This window comes from Methanosarcina sp. WWM596 (assembly GCF_000969965.1).
Lineage (GTDB): Archaea > Halobacteriota > Methanosarcinia > Methanosarcinales > Methanosarcinaceae > Methanosarcina.
Genome location: NZ_CP009503.1, coordinates 2466940 through 2487531, shown reverse-complemented (window position 1 = coordinate 2487531; position 20592 = coordinate 2466940). Strand labels below are relative to the sequence as shown.

Sequence of the window (20592 nt, the reverse complement as noted above, 5' to 3'; positions counted from 1 at the left end):
TTTATCTTTTAATTAGAATAGTATTATGTTAGTGATCTTATCAGAATTAAAAATTTAAATTTAATAAGGCGCTGTAATGTGATGGAGCTATGTCGAGGGGGTCGGGTTGCCATCACCTATTGTCAGCTCAGGGGAAATTTAAGGGACATTAAATCTGAAGTCGGGCTCGGAAAAAGGAACTTCAGGAGAACCAAGGTCTATCAGACTGCTTCTTAATATGAAGTAGAATGGCTCCCTGATTTCTTGAGAGTATCTTGTCTTATCTGTTTCCGGATTTGGCATTTAAAATCATTTCTTACCTTCCTTTCTACCGCTACCTTCCATAAGAAAAGCTGTCCTTTTCCCTTAATTCATGAAAATAAGTGGGGACCATTTAGGGAGTGAAAATCTTGAGGGTCATTGTTGACATAGGGCATCCAGCCCACGTTCATTTTTTTAAAAATATTATATGGAATCTTGAAAAAAAAGGACACCAGGTAATGGTTGTCTCAAGGGATAAAGACGTTGTAATAGAGTTATTAGATGCCTATAAAATCCCACATATCGTTTTAAGTAAGGTCAAGCCGGGAAAGATTCATCTGTGTGAGGAATGGTTCATAAGAGAGTCTAAACTTTATAAAATTGCCCGTCAGTTTAATCCAGACCTGATTATGGGCATTCTTTCCCCTCCTGTTGCCCATGTTGCGTGGGCACTGGGTAAAAAATCCATAATTTTTAATGATACCGAACATGCAGAAATAGCCCAGAAAATGACCTATCCTTTCTGTAATATTATCTGCACACCCACATCCTTTAAAAAAGATGCCGGAAAAAAGCAGCTCAAGTACAGCGGATATCATGAATTGGCATATCTTCATCCAGCTTATTTCTCCTCAAATCCCGAGGTTTTACGGGAGCTTGGGGTAGAGGTAGGCGAACCGTTCGTAATCCTGCGCTTTATTTCATGGGGTGCGCACCATGATGTAGGGCAGTATGGAATTGATAATAAGTTAGCACTTATTAAAGAACTCGAAAAATTCGGGAAGGTTTTCATTTCTTCGGAAGGGAAACTGGCAGAAGAATTTGACCGGTATAGAATCCAGGTGCCCTCCGAAAAAATCCATGACCTTCTTTATTATGCTACACTATGCGTGGGTGAGGGAGCAACCATGGCTGTTGAAAGTGCAATTCTTGGAACCCCGGCTATCTATGTTTCCTCTCTCGCTGGAACAATGGGGAACTTTTCAGAGCTAGAAGGAAAATACGGTTTGCTCTTCAATTACAGTGGTTCAGAAGCCGCCCTTGCAAAGGCTGTGGAACTTCTCAAGGACCCTGAACTTAAAGAGACCTGGGCTCTCAAGAGAGCTGCCCTGCTCAAGGATAAAATTAATGTAACCGAATTCATAGTAGGGCTCATAGAAAGTCTTCCTGGTAAAAAGTCAGGGGTTTCCATACCTGTGTTTTCGGATGAGAGTTATGCATGATTTACTGAAGCAAAACGCAAAAATCTGGGATCTATTTTCCCGAAAAGAAGAGTATTCCCCCGAAAAGCTTGATAAACACGAGCGCTTTCTTTTCGTTGAGAAAGATCTCATAAACGCCACTGAGCCTGAGGCCTCCAGATACCTGGTAGAACACGGAATGGAAGTTGAATTTCCGGAAAACAAAACTTTTGCTGTGTGTTTGACTCATGATATGGATGATATTTACCCTCCTCTTTCCCACACCCTTCGATCCTCGGCCTATTGCCTGAAAGATCTGGATTTTCGGAGTTCTACAGCTCAGTTTATCTGGAAATTCCGGGGGCATGAGCATTCCCCTTACCTTAACTTTTCCAAAATAATGGATCTTGAAGAGGATTTCGGGGCAAAGTCCTCTTTTTACTTCCTTGCCAGCAGAAAAGACCCCAAAAGGTTCAGATATGATATAGAAGATGCAGAAGGCTCTCTGGGGGAGATTTCCGATAGGGGATGGGAAGCTGGCCTGCATGGAGGGTATTATTCATACGACGATCCTGAAGCGCTAAAACGTGAAAAAAAAAGGCTGGAAGCTGTTCTGGGTAAAAGAGTCATAGGTTTTCGCAACCATTATCTCAGGTTCAAAACTCCTGATACCTGGGAACTGCTGGCAGATGCCGGTTTCAGCTATGATTCTACTTTCGGATACAGCGAGTTTGTTGGCTTCAGGAACGGCATGTGTCACCCTTTCAGACCATATAATCTGAACGAGGGCCGGGAGATAGGTATCCTGGAAATCCCGCTTACTGTAATGGATGTTGCTCTTTTCAAAGCATTAAGATCTTTTGAGGAAGCCTGGAGATGCACAAAAGACCTTATAGATACGACAGCAAGGTTCAATGGGGTAATTACCCTGCTATGGCATAACTTCGTTTTCGGGTGCAGTTTCAGAAAAGACTGGATCAAACTCTATGAAAAAGCGCTGCGGTACTGTTCCGAAAAAGGAGCATGGATGACAAGCGGAGAAGAGATTTACAGGTGGTGGGAGAATGAATCCTGAGCCTAAAAGGAAATATCTGTTGATTACACCTGCAAGAAATGAAGAGGAAAACCTTCCTGACGTTTCCGAGTCCGTAATAGGGCAAAAAGTAACACCTGCACTATGGATCATAGTAGACGATGGAAGTACGGATGAAACTCCTCACATTCTCGAAGGATTGAAGGCAAAATACTCCTGGATTCAGAGCATAAGGCTTCCTCCAAGGCCAAGGGACATAACCTTTCATTATAGCTATGTCTGCAAACAGGGATTTGATTATGCACTGGATTACTGCAGGGAAAATGGTATTGAGTATGCTTACATAGGTCTTCTCGACGCCGATACCGTACTCGAGGAAAACTATTTTGGAAAACTAATGGATGAATTTGAAAAAGATCCTTTTCTTGGGGTTGCAAGTGGAGGGGTTTACTATGATGTTGGCGGTAAACTTTCACGAGAAATATCCGATAAAAATCTTCCTCGCGGCACAGGAAGACTCTGGAGAAAGTCCTGTTTCCTCGAAACCGAAGGCTATCCGGTAGAACCTTCCCCTGATTCCATTTCCAATATAAAAGCTCTTCTTCGGGGCTGGCATCTAAGACAGTATGTAGACATAGTTGAAATCCAGAAACGAGAGACGAGTGCTGGAGAAGGGCTCTGGAAAGGGTATGTAAAAAATGGCTGGATGGCTTATTATGTGGATAAAAATCTGCCTATGATTATGTTAAATACATTTTATCGTTCCCTGAAACCTCCATATTACACAGGAATTGCATACCTCTATGGATACCTCAATTCAGCCATTAAGAGGGAGAAAAAGATCAGGGATATGGAAATAAGAGATTACTATAGAAGTTTAAACCTCAAGCTGTTATTTTCCAGAATTTCGGGAATTCTAAGCCGCAACTCTACAGATGCCCAGCAGGGAGAGCAATGAACAATCAGATCTCTCTTAAAGAGTTCAATATTAAAGGTGATAGTATGAAGGTGCTCTTTCTGGACATAGTATGGCCCCTTTACCTGGCGGATGGTTCCCTTATCCACAGGCACGAGCTTGTAAGCAACCTGGCAAGTCTGAACAATGAAATTCATATATTCACTACTGATAGTTCCACTCTTTCGCACCTGGACAATATCCGCTGCCATTATATACGTCCAGGAAACCTGCTGACCCTTACAATCAATTATTTTCGAAGCTCTGCAGAGCTGGTAGGTTCCGAAACTTTTGATGTACTGTATACCAGAAACCCAAATTTCGGATTTCTTGCCGGGCTTTTTTGTAAAAGCAGATGCAAAACTCTGGTTTATGAATTAAATGGAATCCCTGAGGACGAAAGCAGCCTTATCAAATCCAGGTGCAGTGAAGAGAAATCTTTGCAAGAGGGAAAAACAGTAAATTTATCCCGGTATTTTTCTTCTGCAAAAGCCAGGTTAAAAGTTTCGGTTCTGAAAAAAGCTCTTGGGCTTTCAGATAAGATAATCGCAGTAACTCCAGGGATTAAGGCAAATCTTGAGAGTTCTTACGATATTCCAGGAGAAAAAATAACTGTGATCCCCAACGGAGCAAATACTTCCCTGTTCAAACCTCTTGAACAGGATGCCTGCAGGAAAGAGCTCCGACTGGACCTGGAAACTCCTTATGTCTGTTTCGTGGGAAACCTTGCTCCCTGGCAGGGGATAGAATATCTGGTAAAGGCAGCTCCTTTAATACTTTCCAGATCTCCAGGGTGCCGTTTTCTTATTGTCGGCGATGGAGTTATGAAGAATGAGTTGATCAACCTCTCAAGAGAGCTCGGGGTTGCAGACAGTTTTGTTTTCACAGGTGTGGTGGCCTACGACCGCGTGCCTGTGTACATCAATGCAAGTGATATCTGTGCTGCACCCTTTATCCTGGCAAGAAATGCAAAAATAGGGCTTTCCCCTCTGAAACTATATGAGTATATGGCTTGCGGAAATCCAGTTGTTGCAAGTGCGATCAGCGGAGTTGCCGATGTACTTGAGGCTTCGGAAGGAGGCATTCCTGTCCCTCCAGAAAACCCGGAAGCTCTTGCAGAGGCTATCTCAAAGCTACTTGAAAATCAGGAATTGAGAGCGAAAATGGGCTCAAAAGGTTTAAGTTATGTTACTGAAAATTACAGCTGGTACAGTGTTGCGAAACAGGTAGATGGAGTCTGCAAATCAGGACTCGAGGGCTGAATGCCCGAAAATCTATCATTCCATTGTATTATAATTTATTATGAATACAAATTACTGTTTATTACACGGGGCTTAAAATGGATGAAATTGAAGTCAGAGAATTATTGTAACTATTCAGCCACTGATAAAAAGACGTTTTTTCAGCAAAGTGCTGCAATTATCAGGATAATAGCGGCGCTCCATTGAGCGCCGCTAGAATAGCATCCATTACATTCATGCCATTCTTTTTAATTGAGGATATGTATGCCCTAATTCTGCAGAAAGCTACCGCTCCTTCTATGCTTCGGAAAGTTCCCGAAATTTTCTGTTGTAGCTTCATCATTCTGATGTCTCGCTCTGCTTGATTGTTATCAAACGAAACTCTCAGGTTATTGAGGAATCTCAGAATCGGTTCTTTGTGTATTATGAACCTATCAAGGAGATTCTTTGCTTTTGTTTGTGCTGGTCTTCCTCTCTTTTTCACCTGATCTTTTGAGGGCTCAGGTGGTGGATTTTCCTCGATTCCGTCTTGAATTATTGCATCGTATACTTCCTCGAATTCCCGAACTTTTTCTGGATCTATTGGAATTTCCATCTCTCTGCATTCATCAGTATACTTTTTCATCTCACTGAGGAGTTCATTAATCTCTTTAGCCCATTGCTGTTTAAAATTCTCTTCAATCCCAGTAAGTTCCCTTTTAAGATGAGCGTTGCACAGAGCATGTTCACATCCATACTTGTTGTATGAAGCAAGCCCATCATGAACTGCTACTCCCTTGTATTGCGGAAGAAATCCCAGAGCATCCATTGCTTCTGTCCCTCTTTTTGGGTGTGCGAAATAGTAGGTCCATAGACTATTTGATACTACATGAAGCCACCATTTTGTCCCTAAAATTCTCATTCCTGTCTCATCACAATGTGCAGAATAGGAAGCTAATAGATGTTCCATAACAGCTTTTTCAAAAGGTTTCAGGTTCTGGAAACATTTCTTTTCTGCTCTTTTTATGGTAGCTGGGCTGATACGTATACCGTATACATCCTCTACTAAATCACAAGTCCTTTCATAAGGAATCAATTGATAGTTCCTAAAATACAGAATTGAGGCTAAAAGACGAGGACCATATTGAATTGGGAATTTTATAGACTCTGGAAAAGAGCCTTTGTTAACTTTCCCACAGTGAGGACACTTCTTGATTTCACAACGATGTTCAGTAAATATGATTTTTGCAGGAGGAAATTTCAGCTTCTTGTCTGCGTTCATAGTCATCAACTTCAGTATCTTCAAGATGATGACCACAATTTTCGCAGCAGTCCGGTGAATGGACTATGACCTAATCAGGGTTTTCAACCATTTCAAAAGTCTTTCCAGGATGACCTTTTTGGCCACCAGCTTTTTTGCCACTACTTGTGTGGCGACCCTTAGGTTTAGGTTTCTCATTACAAAAAACATCAGTAGAAGGAGGTTTACTGCTATTTTGGCTGTTTTGATTCAAACGAGCCTCTAAAACTCTTACACGTTCTTCAAGTTCAGAAATATGAGAAGCTTGTTTCTCCATGATAGCTTCATATCCTTGGATTTCAACAATAACTGCTTCAGGACCAGCTTCATAGGTTACAAGGATTTCTTCACGTGTAAGCATGATGTTGAAAAAGAGAGTTATTTTATATGCAATTTTTCCTCGGAAAGAGGAAAAATTGCTTTTACTAAAGGTATGGCTGAATAGTTACGAATTATTACCGTCTGAATACAAAGAATGGGATCTGCTTGTGGAAAAAGCTCAACCCGGTACGCTCTTTCATACAAGTGACTGGCTGGAAATCTGCAGGGATGTCCTTTCCAGAGACTTCAAGATTTATGGGTGTTTCAGAAACGGTGAACTTGTGGGTGGATGCCCCCTTTTCATTAAGAACCTTAAAGGTATGCTGAAAATAGGATCTTCAACCTGTGATATGACTGACTATTGCGGACCCCTTGTAAAAGAGGGAGCCAGCTCAAAAGCCAGCAAACGCATACATGAAACACATGAAATCCTTGATGCCCTCGTTGAATTCCTCTGCAAACAGGGATTCGATAGCATCCATCTCACACTCTCCCCCGGGTTTGAGGATGTGAGACCTTTTACCTGGAAAGGATGGGATTCGAGCGTGCGTTATACCCATCATCTGGATCTTAAAGAAAATATAGACAGCAATCTCTCAAGGAAAATCCGGAGGGAACTTAAAAGTGCAAACGAGGCAGGGCTCAAAACGAGAATTTCAAACGACCCTGAAACCTATTACCGCCTGCTTTCCCTGGTCTATGAAAAACAGAAACTGGAACCTCCTCTGCCAGAGGAATTCTTTGAAAGGGTATTCAAATTAATCCAGGAAAAAGACGTTGGTTACATGTTTGTCTCAGAAACTCCTGAAGGAGAAGCCGTTGCAGCCCATCTGAACCTGTATGGTAAAAAATGCACGGTTACCTGGACCTCAGCCTTGAATCCTGATTTTGGTAGAATGGGCCCCAATGCCCTTCTGTACTATAATGAGTTCCTGGACCTGAAGTCCAGAAATTTCAATTATATGAATGTAATGGCGGCAAACATCCCAAGATTTACGGATTTTATCATGGGATTTTCCCCAAAGCTTGTTCCTTACTATACTGTGACCCTGCGCAGCAAAAAGTATTCCCTTATTCGGACGTTATATAATAGTACACACAAAGAAACCGAATAAAGGAAACAGGAAAACTTAAAAGGTCTGGAAGGAGCCCGCAAGACGGTTAACCTCCTCCAAATCCTATTTTCTGAGAAGAAGATTTAACTCTCCTTCTCAGCTCCTATTTCTTACATTCACAAGAAAAGCTGAGAACATTTTCCTGAACATAGGATCGTCATGAAGGGTTATTGTATAATAAATAACCGTCATGACCACGGCTGCAAATAGTATTACGTAAAAACTCGAAGAAATCATTTCTATAAGAATTAACGGTATCGAAACGGCGATTCCGATTGTCGCATATTTTGCAAGAATTTCTATGCTTTCTTTCTTGCTAATCCCTGCAAGCCCCAGCAGGTATGCATTGTTCCAGAGCCAGAACACAACCCCTGTAAAGCTGTACAGGGCAAGAGCGAATTCGGGGCTTCCATAAGTTCCTCCTATGACCAGTGCTACTATCCTTGAGACCAGAAGAATTATACTGAAAGTAAGCCAAACTTTCTGTTTTTCAAATACATTATAGAGAGTTGAGATCGGCGAAGACAAAAAGACCAGAAAGATCCAGGGCACAAGGATTTTTACATATGTGCCTGAAATAGACCAGCTTTCTCCGAAAGTAAATGTGAAAATCTGCTCTCCGAGAATCATCAGGAGTATCATAGGGAAGATTCCAATAGAGATTAGCTTTTTATAAACTTCCTCAACTATGGTCTTCAGGTCTCCTGTTCCATTCCCGTTCTTTACCTCACTTACTTTCTGGAAAAAGACCTGTCCTATAGCGCTACCGACAATTCCCATAGGTAGGTTTACGACCTGATTTGCAAGTGAGAAATGCCCCACAACTGCTGTACTGTAAAAGTATGCAAGCAAAAAAGCAGGGGCCTGTGGAGAAACGGTGTTTGCGATTGATGACCAGGAACTGAATAAAGGGAATTTTTTGTATTGAATGGCCATCTCTTTCATTCTTTTTATTGATACCTGTTTGAAAACCTGAATATCCTTTTTTACGCCCTTAAGCATGACAAGATCTGCAAATGCATATCCTGCAATGAATCCGCCTACCAGGCCTAATGGAGTAACACTCCATTTCGCAAATCCTATTTGAAATACTTTTGACGTTAAAGTGTTCGAAACTCTGGAACCTGCAATGACTCCGAAACGGGTTTTTCTTGAAAGCCAGTAATTTTGCACGAAAAACATACCATTAAGGAATATTATTAGCGGAAGAAAAATTAAGTATCTTGAAATCCCCGGCGTATTGAAAAGATTGTCAATATTATCTGGAATGAGCAAAATCACTATTCCTGTCATTAAGGCTGTAAAAGTCACCAGTACAGTGCACACAGCAGTGACATTTGCAGCATCTTCTTCTGCCTTTGGCAGCATAATCGCAAATTGATACGAAAAAGTAGAAACAATCACAAGTATGCCTGAGATTGAAATGAAAAGCTGAAAGATTCCAAAATCATCCGGATTATAAATTCTTGTGATTATAGGTATGAGAATTATACCAAGAGCCTGGGCAGTGACACTTCCAGATATAAGCTTTAGAACATTCGTTATGAAATTTGACATGGGGGTTTCCAACTTTGAAATCTATTAATTTCGTTTTTTGCCGTGATAGGGGCTCTCACTCCGGCGATTTATATAATAGTTTCCAATGAATTTTTATTTTTTTACTTCTTTACTTTATTTAAAGTAGGCAAGTACCTCTGCATTGTCGTATACCAGTGCATATTCCGGAGCCTCGAAGCTATTGAAAAACTCTACTGGCAATGGCTTGATTATGTTTACCCCGTATCTGTTCGGATCATTTATGGATATCGGTTCCCCAAGGGACGATCTTCTCAGCAATACCAGATGATCACCACTGATCTCTCCCGACTCTATCTGGTTAGTATCGAAGTATGTTGCGTTATCCACATTGTATCCCCGGTCTCTATAAAAAAGACAGCTATCATAGGGAGCATCCATCAGAATGTTTCCTGAGTACACTGCTGATAATGTTTTTACAGGCTGGATTTCAATATTTTTAAACTGGTTTCTTACAGTTGTCTCTTTTCCTACAAGTGGATTGTCTTTGTTAATTCCCGGTGTTGTGACCATTACGAATGAGAAGAACAACATTATTATGAAAATTGCAGAAATTTTTGCCTTTTTGGAGTTAAACAGGCTTACCAGCTTCAACATATATGAGGCAGCTACCAGTACCAGAAACACTGCTATTAGCGGAAACCACCTGCTTGTAAGGAAATTTCTCATGCCCAATAAGGGAATTCCATAAGCAAAACTATACAAAATTACAACAACCAGAGCAATTGAGAACTTATCAATTTTTTCGGCGTCCCTGCGAGAAAACCAGGTTAGAACTCCTCCTATTGCAAAAAAAGGCAGGGCTAGATAGCTTATGTGAAGTATCAGTGTTTCCAGTGAGTCCTGATTGGTTGCAGTCCCCACGATAAGCTCATCACTTGAGTAGCTGGATCCGGCATGAAGTACGTCCATAAGAGGTTTGAAGATCATCTCAAAAAAGGAGGTATCCGGAGTAACATATGTAAACATCCAGTAGGTTTGCAGGCAAATCATAAAAAAGAGGATATAATTAAAACTAGCTGTTGCAGAGGGTAAACTCTCATACAGGTGGTTGTGCAGGAATTTTCCTGTTAAAATTGAAACTAAAGCCAGAAGAACCACAAAAGTAGTTAACTGGTGGGTCAGTACCATCAGAACTGTAGCAAAGAGAAGAATTCCTGTCTGCATCAAGCCCGGCTTTTCGCTAAAGATTGAATACAGGATAATTATAAAGTAGCAGAGAACCAGGGAACCCGGGGTTATATTTGTAATCCCGCTGACGATATTGTGATTGTTCAAATTTATTAATAAAGCTGCAAGCAAGCCCATCTGAGGGCCTTCGAGTTTTTTTCCTATAAGGTAAATCCCTGCCGTGCTGAAAATATCGGCAAATCCTATGGAATAAAAGAAGCTGTCCTTGATATCCAATCCGCCCATTAACTGGGTTATCGAAACAAAAATATGGGCAAGCGGGTAATAGAAATATTTACTGCTGATCTCAATTGGAGGAACGACTCCGGTTTCAGTAATCAGTTTTACCATGCCTGCATGGAAGTAAGCGTCATAGCCCATGAGGCTCGGGAAATTATAATAGATTCCGGATCTTATAAGGATTGAAAGAAGAAATATTTGCAGCAGTATTGGAGCTACCTTGTCTCCTTCTCTTACATACAGGATTTCCGAAGCTATGATCCCTGCAAGTATGCATACCAGTATAAAATAAGATATAGGCCTGTAATACAGATTCATACTATATACGAGCACACTTATCAGGAATACAAGATAAAAGGAAAGATTGAGCCCACTTTTGAACCTGTCTTTTCCTGAGGAAACTGGAGCTTCATTTTTAAACTTTTTTCGGAATACAAAGTAGATTAAGCAGGCAGAAAGCACAGCAGTGCCGATGTCCTTCTGGTTTAAATTGATCAGGTAATATAAAGAAACAATAAATACACCTAAGTTGAATCCAATCACGCTTAGAATCGTGTCAAGATTTCCAGTAAACTTATCTATATACATTTTTACAGTTTCCATACAACCCCAAACATAATAACTTTCTTTAGTATTATATAGTTTCCCGGTGAAACAACTTTCTTTTACAAATCCAAACTGAAACAACTTTCTTTTACAAATCCAAACTGAAACAACTTTCTTTTACAAATCCAAACTGAAACAACTTTCTTTTACAAATCCAAACTGAAACAACTTTCTTTTACAAATCCAAACTGAAACAACTTTCTTTTACAAATCCAAACTATCCCTTTTATCAGACCGCAATTATTTTTATCCTACATTCCACAGAATTTTTTTGAAAATCAATGTTTTTTCCGACAGAGTTTTTCAAAAATCCTCAAATAACAGAGCCAAACTGAGATTTTGATAAAAATTGAATCCACGTTTTTTGGTCTCTTAACACACTGTATAATCATTTTTAACTCCTGCACAGAAACTCAATAAATTCACATTAGAAGAAAATCGATAGCAAGATAAATAATGAATATACGAAAAATACTGTAGAAAGTGGATTTTATCATTCCTTTTCCTTGATATCTTTTTTCCCCCCCACCCTCTTTAAATTAATCTTCTTTATTCTTAGTTGAGAGCCCATTTACCTGTCGAATAAGAAAGAGTGATTACTCGTTCTCCTTCTTCTAAGTAGGATAAGAGAAAGTGATTGCTCACTTTTCTTCTCCAACGAACGGAGCGTAAAAGTTTCCCTTTACTGGCAAGTAGCCCGGGGGAATTTCACCCCCCGATCCTCTCAACCACACTTGAGCCTCTCGACTCATCCGGCTCCCATTATCCAGCCCATAAGGCTTTGTTTTGTCCATCGGTTCCTCCCTTACAGTTGACCAATTTTCAAAACTGGATAACACAATCCCTTCGCTCCGGTCCCATTACAGAATGACATTCACTTTTTGCTTTAGTCTTCTACCCTCTTTGTCATTGTTGCTCCTTACGAAGTTCCTGCCCCTTTAAAGCCTGATTTCATACTATTTTGGTTCAAGCGTATCAATCCAGTCTCGCTTGGAGTACTTGATGACTTTTACAATGGTTCACTTTACGTTCCCCATGGAATCCTTACCCTAGCAAATCGTCTGAATTGGATTTTCAAAGTTATTCACATTGTTCCAGAAGCTTTGCACACCTGCATTACTGCTGATGCACATTCTGATAGGGTTACCCCAAATGGAAGAGGCAGCATTCAAGCAATCCATAACAGAACTTCTTGTCGCACGAAACGAAAGTACTTGAGGAATATAGTTTTCACGTACATTCATGCCAGATAGAAAATTTAGATCAAATCGTCGGACATTTATATTAATACAAAGTAAAGAGTTAACGATTGACAGGTTTTAGTTGTATTAGTGATTCATTTTGTTCAGGCAAATAGATAAACCAGCCATTTTAAGAAAAATTTTATGAAAAAAGGAAAACGATCTTTATGCCAGCCTATCTTACCTACTTTTATCTCTTTCCTGTAGCTACCCTTATTGCAATCCTTGCGATTTCTTCAGGCATCTCAGGCACTAACTTCTGGATTCCGGTATATATGATATGGCTCGGCTTTGACACAAAAACAGCTTTCTGGCTCGGGCTATTAACCATGATTTTCGGTTTTGGATCGGGGATACTCAGAAACCTGAAACAAAAAACCATTTCCTGGCCCATTGTAAAAGAATACCTGAAAATTACGATCCCTGCAGCGGTTCTCGGGACCCTTCTAATCCCTTTTGCTCCTGCACAAATACTCATAGTCCTGTTTGCGAGTTTTATTCTGTTATACGGGATCTATCTGGTATATCGCTACTGGCTTTACCGCATGGGGAAAATTCCTGAAAAGCTCGAAACTCATAACCGCATATGCTGGAAACGCGCCATAGTTGCAGGTTTTCTCAAAGGGCTGATCGCAACCGGGCTTGGGAAATTAATCATGCCCTGCATGCTGGGGCATGAAAAAATCCGGTCTCCTGCAGAAGCTGTGGGCTCCACAGTCCTGATTATCTTTATTGTGAACCTTGTTGCCCTCCTCCTCCGCCTGACCCCGGACTTTATTCCTACCCTGATTGAAAATAAAGAACTGATTTTCGAGATAATGCTCTGGGTTGCTCCGGGAGTAATCCTGGGAGGGCAGATAGGACCGTCTATTGCAAGAAAGCTGTCGCAGCAGGGGATCAGGCTTTACACAGGAGGACTGCTGGTAGGCATCAGCATGCTGATGTATTTAAGAGCCTTTTCAGCCATCTAAAATTTAAAAGAATTACGGAAAAATTAGAGAACAGGAGCTTTTCAAACCCCCGTTTTCAATTACTTTGAAGCCCGCTGCATCATCACGAACAGCCCTTTCAAAATCTCCTTCGGAGAGGGTGGGTTCCCTGGAATTTTCATATCCACGGGCAGGATTTTATCAGCCCCACCGAGTACGGCATAAGACCCCTTGTAGATCCCACCATCACAGGCATCATCTCCTACTGCTACCACAAACTTTGGGAAGGGCATGGCTTCATAGGTTTTTTTCACAGCTCCTGCCATGTTAAGGGTGACTGCTCCTGTTACCAGCAAGACATCAGCATGCCTTGGGGAAGCCACAAAAGAGATCCCGAACCTCTCAACATCATAATGGGGGTTTCCGAGGTTTGAGATTTCAATCTCGGTGGAATTGTCACTTCCTGAATCCAGTTCCCGGATGGCAAGGCTGTGCCCGAAAACTTTCGGGATCTCTTTTTTAATTTCTGCTCCAAGGGCTTCGAGTTCTTCATCTCGAAATTTAAAGGTCTCCGTAACTTTAGGGCGGAGGAAGAGGGAAAGAGGGTTTACCATAATCAGACCTCAATATATTTCTTTGGTTTTCCTGAGTTCAAAGATCGGTCCCTGCATACGAAAGGTTAAGGCTCTTATTTATCAGAGGGAAGTCTGGGACAATATTTCCGATTACTGCATGTTCTATAGCCTGCCAATTGCAGAAAGATGCGATCCTGACTTTATACCTATCAACAAGCCCATTTTTCAGGTAGACCCAGTGCAGGTTCTGCCCCCTTGCAGCTTCTACAAGGGCAAGCGAATAGCCTGTAACTCCAGAACTGCCGGTTCTATCCGAGTTCCCTATATTTCCGGCAGATCCAGTTTCAGCAAATACGGAGCCCTGTGGAAGGTTTTCTGCGAGGCGAAGGATCAGATTAACAGATGCCCGGATCTCATCGGCTTTTACCTCAAAGCGGGAGAGCACATCCCCTCTTTTCCTGACGGAAGGTTCCGGGGAAAAGTCCCTGTAAGCTCCATAGGGCCGGTCAAGCCTGGTGTCGGCAGGACAGCCTGAGGCTCTGGCAAGGGGGCCTGTAAGGTTAAGCGGAGAGACAAGTTCCTTTTTTATTACGCCTGTCGTTGCAAACCTGTCAATTAAGGAAGATGAAGACATCACTCTGTCATAAGCCGATTCAAATGCTTTGGAAAACTTATCAAAGAATACAAGAAGGTCTTTCAAAGCCGAATAGGGAATATCCTTTTTCAACCCCCCGGGAATGGTAATTCCGCGCAGGAACCTTGAGCCTGTCAGTTTTTCGTTCTGCCTGAATACCTCTTCTCGCAATATGGAGAAGGGGCTTGACACCAGTGAGAAACCCACATCTACAGCCATTCCGGCAAGGTCCCCGAGCAGAGAATAAATGCGTTCGAGCTCAAGCATTATTGCCCGCAGGCGTTCTGCCCTTTCAGGCAAGGTTATTCCACAGACCTGCTCTACTGCTATACAGAACCCTGCTGCATTTGCCATACTCTCGTCTCCACTCACGGCTTCGGCAAGAGCAACGCATTCTGAGGGGCTTTTTCCTTCAGCCAGTTTTTCTATTCCCCTGTGATTGTAAAAAAGCCGAATTTCCAGGCTGAATATGGACTCTCCTATCACGCTGAACCTGAAATGCCCCGGCTCGATTATACCGGCATGTACAGGCCCGACAGGGATCTGGTATACACCTTCACCTTTGACCTGCCTGAATTTGTATTCCTTTTCGGGGACTTCAAGCGGTCGGATTGGCCCGTTTTTAAAAGCTTTTTGCAGGGGATGGAAACCTTCAGGGTAGCACTCATGCAGGAAGAGACGTCTTGTATCAAGAGCCCCGGCAAAGTCCAGCCCGAAACCGTCCCTTATTTCCCGCTCAAACCAGGAGGCTGAGGGAAAAGTTCCTGCAACCGAGGTAACCTTTTTTTCATTTCCTGCTTCCCGAACAAGTACAAGGGTAGGTGCCCTTCCTGCCCGTTTGAAAACATAAAAGAGGGTAAAGCCGTCCTTTTTTTCAAAGGCTTCTGCGCAAAAAAGCCCTATAAGGCTGAACTTCCTTTCCGCAAGCACAGGAGTTGCACTTTCAAACCCGGTTTCCGAAACCCTCAGGTATATTTCGTTTTCACGGGCATTGAGCAGTTCGGGCTCTTCTTCTAAAATGCCCGAGATTATTGAAAGCAATTCCATTGTATCTTTATTCATTTTGATATCCATATGTACCGCCCCTTAAACATACCCAAGTTCAAGAATTATCGCATCAAGCAGATCCCTCAGTGAATCAGGGAAATAAAAGCCCAGGGCAAGGGCAAGAGCCAGCATGAAGATCGCTGGAACCCTCATTCCATCTCTTACCAGATATTGACCCGGAAGCCTGTTTTTCTCATAGCCTGCTTTCCCTGCAGAGCTTTCCTTTACGGCTCCCCCTATTCCTGCAGGAGTCCTGCTTATGTGCCTGTATTCTTCGTTTTCATTTTCATTTTTATTTTCATTTTTATTTTCTTCCCCTACAGTAACTTTTGAGAAGGCTTTCAGGAGGAAGTTTGCAAAGGATGCAGCTGCAAGGATGAGCATGAGCAGCACCACAAGGGTCAGATAGGGAGAAACTGCCGCGCTTTCCAGCAGGATGAAAAACTTTGCCGGAAAGAGGGGAAAAGGCGGCATTCCTACTATTGCAATGCTCCCAAGGATCAGGCCCCAGGCTGCCTTGGGCTGGAGTTTAAAGACATCCTTCATATCTTCACGCATGTTGCTCCTGTACTGCCTGTGCAGAATGCCCGCGGAAAACAGCAGAGTTTCCTTTACCAGGACATGGACAAGCATGTAAAAAAGCGTCCAGAAAAGGGCAAGGGGGGTTCCTATTCCTATTCCTATGAGGAGAAGGCCCATGTGTTCAACGCTTGAAAAGGCTATCAGTCTCTTTAAATTCCTCTGCTGAAGCATGCTGAATGACGCAAGAGCAATCGAAAAAACTCCTGCCGCGATCAGGATAGAAGAAGCCTGTGGGGAGGCGCTGCTTTCTCTAAGCAGGGCATACATCCTTATTATGCCGTAGATCCCCAGGTTCTGCATCAGTCCCGAGAGAATTGCACTTACCGAAGGGGCTCTTGCATAAGCATCCGGGAGCCAGGTATGGAAAGGAGCTACCCCTGCTTTTGCCCCGAAGCCTATGAACATGAAAGTAAAGCTTGCAAGGAGGAGAGCAGGGGAAAACTCAGAGGCATGAATTACAAGTTCTGTCCAGTTGAGGGTGCCCTCTCCGAGAGTCTGTTCCGAGAGGGTGAAGAGGAAAATAAGCCCGAGGAAAGCAAAGAGCATGGCTCCGGAAACTATGAAGACGTACTTTAAGGCAGCATCGATATTCTCCCTTGCAGAAAGAATCGCAACAAGCATGGCAGCGCAGACTGTTGTGAGTTCTGCAAAGATCCAGAACAGAGCCAGGTTATCCGAAAAGAGTGCAAGAGTGGCTGTAACAAGCAGGAGGTTGAAGGCAAGGTAGAAGGTCTTCAGGTTTTTAGGATCAAGTTCTCTGGCTTCCATAAGACTGTCGGTATACCCTCTGGCATAGAAGGCTGCTGCAGAAAATCCCAGTGCGGTTATCAGTTCCACGTAAAGGTTAAGGTGGTCAAGATAGAAGGTTTCTCCGAGCCTTTCGGGCAGGTCAAGGATAAGCAGGGCAACGCAACTCATGACGAGGTGTAAAAGGCCGTTTCCTGCTGCAAGGGCATTCATTAACCTGTGGGACTTCGGAATAAGGCCGAGCGCCAGGAATATCCCCATTAATAAGAGGTAATACCGGATCACTGAGATTCCACTCCTGTCCAGACCTGCAGTTTTCGGAATTTCTGCCGGTACTCTTCAATGCTTGAATCCATCCCCACAGCCAGAATAGTGGTCAGCATAACCAGGATAATAAGGTCGATTATGATCAGGACTTCGATGATAAAGGGAAGTTCGGTCACAAAGAGGCCGAACATCAGAACCCCATTTTCCATACTGAGGTAACCGAGCGCTTTTGTAACAACCTTTTTCCTGCTGAACATCACAAGCATGCCCATCAGAGTCAGGGAAAGCCCTATCACAGCCCCAAAGAAGAAGAGCTTCGAAAGGGGCAGACCTTCAAAGACCTTTGAAAGGAACGTATAGGAGAGGAGAATAAGGCCTATGCTCAGCAGAAGAGAGGGCGTTGGCTCCAGATACGCAAAGTGAAGGTCTCTTCCGATTTTGATTTTCTCTTCTATCCTGGAAATAAAGTAAGGAATTAAAATTACCTTGCTTGCCAGGGTCAGGCCTGCCAGCAGCAGGAGCTGCCCTTTTCCGTCCATCAGGTAGAGGAGGAAGGAAACCGCAGCCAGCAGGAAAGACTGTACAGTATATGTGGTAAGGACCGAACTAAGGTTACGGGTTGAGATGATCAGCCCTGCACTGATAAGGACAAAGACGAAAAGGACCTTTATTATGCCTTCAAGGAAGAGCGGATCAATCATGCAAACACCTCGATAAGGATGGTAAGAGCTGAAAAGAAAAATGCCATCACATAAAATGCAGGAAGCCTGAAGAGTCTCATCTTTGCAAGAGCTGATTCAAAGAGCCCTATTATTATTGCAAGCAGCCCTGCCTTCAGGAGGAAGAGAAGGGCTGAGACTGCAATTTTTCCGGCATCTATCTCAGTACTGAGCCCTACCGGAAGGATTGTGTTAATTAATATCCCCATAAGCAGAAACTGTTTGAGAGCATGGGCAAGTTCGAGCAGGACAAGGTTCTTTCCTGTCTGTTCAAGGATCATTGCCTCATTAATCATGGTTAGTTCAAGGTGGGTAGCCGGGTTATCCACTGGCAACCTACCAGTTTCCACGATCAAGATAATGAAGAGCGAGATTGAGACCAGGACAAGGGTCGGGCTGATGGGAAGAACCGTGCCTGCAGTAAGGGCGAACATATGGTGCAGGTTAAGGCTTTTCAGGACAAAGGCCAGAGCTGCAAAAGCAACTACCATTGTTGGTTCGATTACAGCTGCAAGGCTCATTGACCTTGAACTTCCCATGCCTCCAAAAGCACTTCCCGCGTCAAGTCCACCAAGAGCGGTAAAGAATCTTTCAAGTGCAAGGAGGTACAGGAAGACAATGATATTCCCGAGCCCACCTGCAGGTTCCGGGACAAAGACCAGAGGTACGAAAAGGGAGCAGACAAGCAAAGTCGAAAGGTTTAGGTATGGGGTAAAGCGCATGATCCATGACGAAGTTGGGGAATAGACCGCTTCCTTTTGCATGAGTTTTTTTAAGTCATAATAAACCTGAAAGAGCCTCGGGCCCTTTCTCCCCTGGGCGTATGCCTTTACCTTCCGGATCAGAGCCATGTACAGAGGAGCTGCCAGCAGGGCAAAAAGCGGATTTAAGAGGGCAAAGAGCAGGAACGATGTGTTCATACAAAGCCTCCAGTTGCTATAATCAATACAATGACTGCCAGAAAGGCGTAAAGGACATAACTGTCAAGTTTTCCGTTCTGCAGTTTTGAAACGTATTTTGAAAAACTCTCGATTGCCTGTGCAGGAGGAATGTAAAGGTACTCTTCGAAAAATCGAAGAAGACGGATTTCCACGTTCCCGTTCTTAAAGAGGCTTTCCTGCCTGTCAAGGTACTCAGCTCTGTGCACAATCTTTGTCCTGTAGATGTTTTTGAAGATCATCACGAGAGGCTCGGAAAAGCCTGCAGAGCTGTATTCCATGTAAGGGGCAAGGGCCGGAATTCCGCATCCCCAGGTTTCGCTAATCCTTGCAGGGCTCGTTTCTTTTGAACGGATAATCAGGAAAAGGGCTGCGTATATTAACCCGAGCAGAATCCCCAGCAAAAGCAGGTTCGGGAACTCAATTTCCCAGCCTGCAAGAGAAAGGAGCTGCTTTGAGAAAAGCCCTGCAAGTATGCAGAGGGCTGCCGGCACTGCAGGTCCGATCAACATTGGTTTCTGGACCTCTTCGGCAAGGCGGCTCTTTTTCGAACGCGGAATAGCAAGACAGGTGATTCCGAAAAGTTTTACGAAAAGGGCAGCTGCCAGCGCTCCGGTGAGGGCAAAACTTGAGAGGGCAATTATCAGAAATACGGTGAGCAGGGGGTCCGTTACGGCAAAAGACTGGAAGAAAGCCTGGTAGAGTAGGAGTTCTCCCGCAAAACCGTTTGTTGGGGGCAGGGCTGCAATCGAAACCGAGCCTATCAGGAAAAGGGCTGAGGTTACAGGCATCGTTTTTACAAGCCCTCCAAAAGCTTCGATTTTCCGTGTGCCTGTTGCGTGGACTATCGAACCTGCACAGAGGAAGAGCAGGCTTTTGAAGAGGGCATGGTTAAAGGCATGGAAGCAGGCTCCGACAAGGCTTAACAGGGCGAGGGACTCAAGCCCTTCAACCTTGAATATAACATACAGCCCTATTCCCGTGAAAATGATCCCTATATTTTCAATGCTGCTGTAGGCAAGGAGCCTTTTTATGTCGTTTTCCTTAAGAGCATAAATTACCCCGAAGAGGGCTGAAAGGCTGCCTGCTGTAATAATGAGCATTCCCCACCAGAGTTCAGGTGTGAGGACCGAGAGCAAAAAACGAAGGAAGCCGTAGACTGCAACTTTCAGCATAACTCCGGACATCAGAGCCGAGACACTTGATGGAGCTGCAGGGTGAGCATAGGGCAGCCACTTGTGGAAAGGAACAAGTCCTGCCTTGACCCCAAAACCAATAAAAAGGGAGAGGAAGGGGAGAGCCAGCTCACTTGCAGAGTATTCAAGCGGCCCAAACTCTGCAGAACCCGTCAGTCTGAAAAGGCTTATGAAGCCCACGAAAAGAAACGCTGTGCTGATGTTTGTCATCACGAAGTAGAAAAAGCCTGCTTTTTTATTTTCCTCAGAAGAATAGTCGTGAAGCACAAGCAGGAGAGAAGAAAGGGACATTATTTCCCAGAAAATAAGGAAGATGACCATATTGCCTGCGAGCACTACCATAAGCATGGCAAGGATAAAGAGATTTGTCAGGGCTGTTTGCAGATTTTTCCTGGCTTCGCTTTTTGCGTGTTCCACATATTCGACCGAATATATTGAAACTCCGGGCACGACTGCTGCAATTAACAGGATAAATCCGGCTGAGAGCCGGTCTGCAGTAAGGGTAAAATCCAGGCCCGGAAGATATCTTATGGCTGGAAATACAGGCTCTTTTCCCGTGTAGAGGAGCGCGCCTGCAAAACCCAGAAGCAGAATTGATGAGATAAGAGAAAGGCCAAAAGCAGTCTTTCTTGTGTTTTTACTGCGGTACAGGAGAGGAAAGACAGTTCCCGATATAAGGGCGACAATTGCACCGTACGCTAAGGCTTCGAGCAATGTATTCACTCCTCAAACCGAGATATGGCAGCTAAAAGAAAAGCTGA

Annotated in this window: 14 protein-coding genes and 1 pseudogene; 6 read left to right on the top strand and 9 right to left on the bottom strand. The window is 43.4% G+C overall.

The genetic code is table 11. The features are described 5' to 3' along the window. Nucleotides 1–389: 389 nt before the first annotated feature. Genes MSWHS_RS10845 through MSWHS_RS10830 form a run of 4 tightly spaced genes read left to right on the top strand, consistent with a single transcriptional unit; the run spans nt 390 to nt 4671 of the window. Nucleotides 390–1463, top strand: a complete 1074-nt coding sequence (locus MSWHS_RS10845; RefSeq protein WP_048129920.1) for a DUF354 domain-containing protein — start codon at nt 390–392, stop codon at nt 1461–1463. Beyond that, nucleotides 1447–2496 (top strand): polysaccharide deacetylase family protein, encoded by a 1050-nt coding sequence (locus tag MSWHS_RS10840; RefSeq protein ID WP_082088356.1) that lies wholly within the window; start codon nt 1447–1449, stop codon nt 2494–2496. The genes MSWHS_RS10845 and MSWHS_RS10840 overlap by 17 nt, the downstream gene beginning before the upstream one ends. Then, nucleotides 2486–3412, top strand: a complete 927-nt coding sequence (locus MSWHS_RS10835; RefSeq protein WP_048129921.1) for a glycosyltransferase family 2 protein — start codon at nt 2486–2488, stop codon at nt 3410–3412. The genes MSWHS_RS10840 and MSWHS_RS10835 overlap by 11 nt, the downstream gene beginning before the upstream one ends. After that, nucleotides 3409–4671, top strand: a complete 1263-nt coding sequence (locus MSWHS_RS10830; protein ID WP_231585397.1) for a glycosyltransferase family 4 protein — start codon at nt 3409–3411, stop codon at nt 4669–4671. The genes MSWHS_RS10835 and MSWHS_RS10830 overlap by 4 nt, the downstream gene beginning before the upstream one ends. 160 nt (nt 4672–4831) lie before the next feature. Here MSWHS_RS10830 and tnpC read toward each other — a convergent pair. Next, nucleotides 4832–6290 (bottom strand): annotated as a pseudogene (gene tnpC / locus MSWHS_RS10825) (IS66 family transposase). 55 nt (nt 6291–6345) lie between these two features. Here tnpC and MSWHS_RS10815 point away from each other — a divergent pair. After that, nucleotides 6346–7365 (top strand): GNAT family N-acetyltransferase, encoded by a 1020-nt coding sequence (locus MSWHS_RS10815; protein WP_231585396.1) that lies wholly within the window; start codon nt 6346–6348, stop codon nt 7363–7365. A 96-nt stretch (nt 7366–7461) separates the two neighbouring features. Here MSWHS_RS10815 and MSWHS_RS10810 read toward each other — a convergent pair whose 3' ends face one another. Beyond that, on the bottom strand, nt 7462–8922 hold the full coding sequence (locus MSWHS_RS10810) for a lipopolysaccharide biosynthesis protein (protein ID WP_048129923.1): 1461 nt from the start codon (nt 8920–8922) through the stop codon (nt 7462–7464). Between the two features lie 114 nt (nt 8923–9036). Then, nucleotides 9037–10953, bottom strand: a complete 1917-nt coding sequence (locus tag MSWHS_RS10805) for a hypothetical protein (RefSeq protein ID WP_048129924.1) — start codon at nt 10951–10953, stop codon at nt 9037–9039. Nucleotides 10954–12364: 1411 nt separating this feature from the next. Between MSWHS_RS10805 and MSWHS_RS10800 the strand changes: the two genes are divergently transcribed. After that, nucleotides 12365–13168 carry a sulfite exporter TauE/SafE family protein gene (locus MSWHS_RS10800; RefSeq protein WP_048129925.1) on the top strand — a complete coding sequence of 268 codons (804 nt, stop codon included), beginning with the start codon at nt 12365–12367 and terminating at the stop codon, nt 13166–13168. A 59-nt stretch (nt 13169–13227) separates the two neighbouring features. Here the strand turns inward: MSWHS_RS10800 and MSWHS_RS10795 are convergent, their stop codons facing one another. From MSWHS_RS10795 to MSWHS_RS10770, 6 genes are read right to left on the bottom strand one after another with little or no spacing between them, the layout of a single operon-like run. Further along, entirely contained in the window at nt 13228–13740 is a 513-nt protein-coding gene (locus MSWHS_RS10795; protein WP_048129926.1) for an NADH-quinone oxidoreductase subunit B family protein, read from the bottom strand. Between the two features lie 37 nt (nt 13741–13777). Next, nucleotides 13778–15409 (bottom strand): NADH-quinone oxidoreductase subunit C, encoded by a 1632-nt coding sequence (locus MSWHS_RS10790; protein WP_052722699.1) that lies wholly within the window; start codon nt 15407–15409, stop codon nt 13778–13780. Nucleotides 15410–15421: 12 nt separating this feature from the next. Beyond that, complete coding sequence (locus MSWHS_RS10785) at nt 15422–16996, bottom strand: proton-conducting transporter membrane subunit (RefSeq protein ID WP_048129927.1); 1575 nt, start codon at nt 16994–16996, stop codon at nt 15422–15424. Then, a complete protein-coding gene (locus tag MSWHS_RS10780; RefSeq protein WP_048129928.1) occupies nt 16993–17679 on the bottom strand; it encodes a hydrogenase subunit in 687 nt (228 codons plus the stop codon). The genes MSWHS_RS10785 and MSWHS_RS10780 overlap by 4 nt, the downstream gene beginning before the upstream one ends. Further along, nucleotides 17676–18617 carry a respiratory chain complex I subunit 1 family protein gene (locus MSWHS_RS10775; RefSeq protein ID WP_048129929.1) on the bottom strand — a complete coding sequence of 314 codons (942 nt, stop codon included), beginning with the start codon at nt 18615–18617 and terminating at the stop codon, nt 17676–17678. Before MSWHS_RS10775 ends, MSWHS_RS10780 begins: the two co-directional genes overlap by 4 nt. Continuing rightward, on the bottom strand, nt 18614–20554 hold the full coding sequence (locus MSWHS_RS10770) for a proton-conducting transporter membrane subunit (RefSeq protein ID WP_231585395.1): 1941 nt from the start codon (nt 20552–20554) through the stop codon (nt 18614–18616). The genes MSWHS_RS10775 and MSWHS_RS10770 overlap by 4 nt, the downstream gene beginning before the upstream one ends. Between the last annotated feature and the right edge of the window lie 38 nt (nt 20555–20592).

Excerpts from the sequence above, each read along its gene's own strand:
- MSWHS_RS10790 (WP_052722699.1), bottom strand. The coding sequence starts at position 15,409 with ATGGATATCAAAATGAATAAAGATACAATGGAATTGCTTTCAATAATC.
- MSWHS_RS10805 (WP_048129924.1), bottom strand. The coding sequence starts at position 10,953 with ATGGAAACTGTAAAAATGTATATAGATAAGTTTACTGGAAATCTTGAC.
- MSWHS_RS10780 (WP_048129928.1), bottom strand. The coding sequence starts at position 17,679 with ATGATTGATCCGCTCTTCCTTGAAGGCATAATAAAGGTCCTTTTCGTC.
- MSWHS_RS10775 (WP_048129929.1), bottom strand. The coding sequence starts at position 18,617 with ATGAACACATCGTTCCTGCTCTTTGCCCTCTTAAATCCGCTTTTTGCC.
- MSWHS_RS10800 (WP_048129925.1), top strand. The coding sequence starts at position 12,365 with ATGCCAGCCTATCTTACCTACTTTTATCTCTTTCCTGTAGCTACCCTT.
- MSWHS_RS10810 (WP_048129923.1), bottom strand. The coding sequence starts at position 8,922 with ATGTCAAATTTCATAACGAATGTTCTAAAGCTTATATCTGGAAGTGTC.
- MSWHS_RS10830 (WP_231585397.1), top strand. The coding sequence starts at position 3,409 with ATGAACAATCAGATCTCTCTTAAAGAGTTCAATATTAAAGGTGATAGT.
- MSWHS_RS10795 (WP_048129926.1), bottom strand. The coding sequence starts at position 13,740 with ATGGTAAACCCTCTTTCCCTCTTCCTCCGCCCTAAAGTTACGGAGACC.
- MSWHS_RS10835 (WP_048129921.1), top strand. The coding sequence starts at position 2,486 with ATGAATCCTGAGCCTAAAAGGAAATATCTGTTGATTACACCTGCAAGA.
- MSWHS_RS10840 (WP_082088356.1), top strand. The coding sequence starts at position 1,447 with ATGAGAGTTATGCATGATTTACTGAAGCAAAACGCAAAAATCTGGGAT.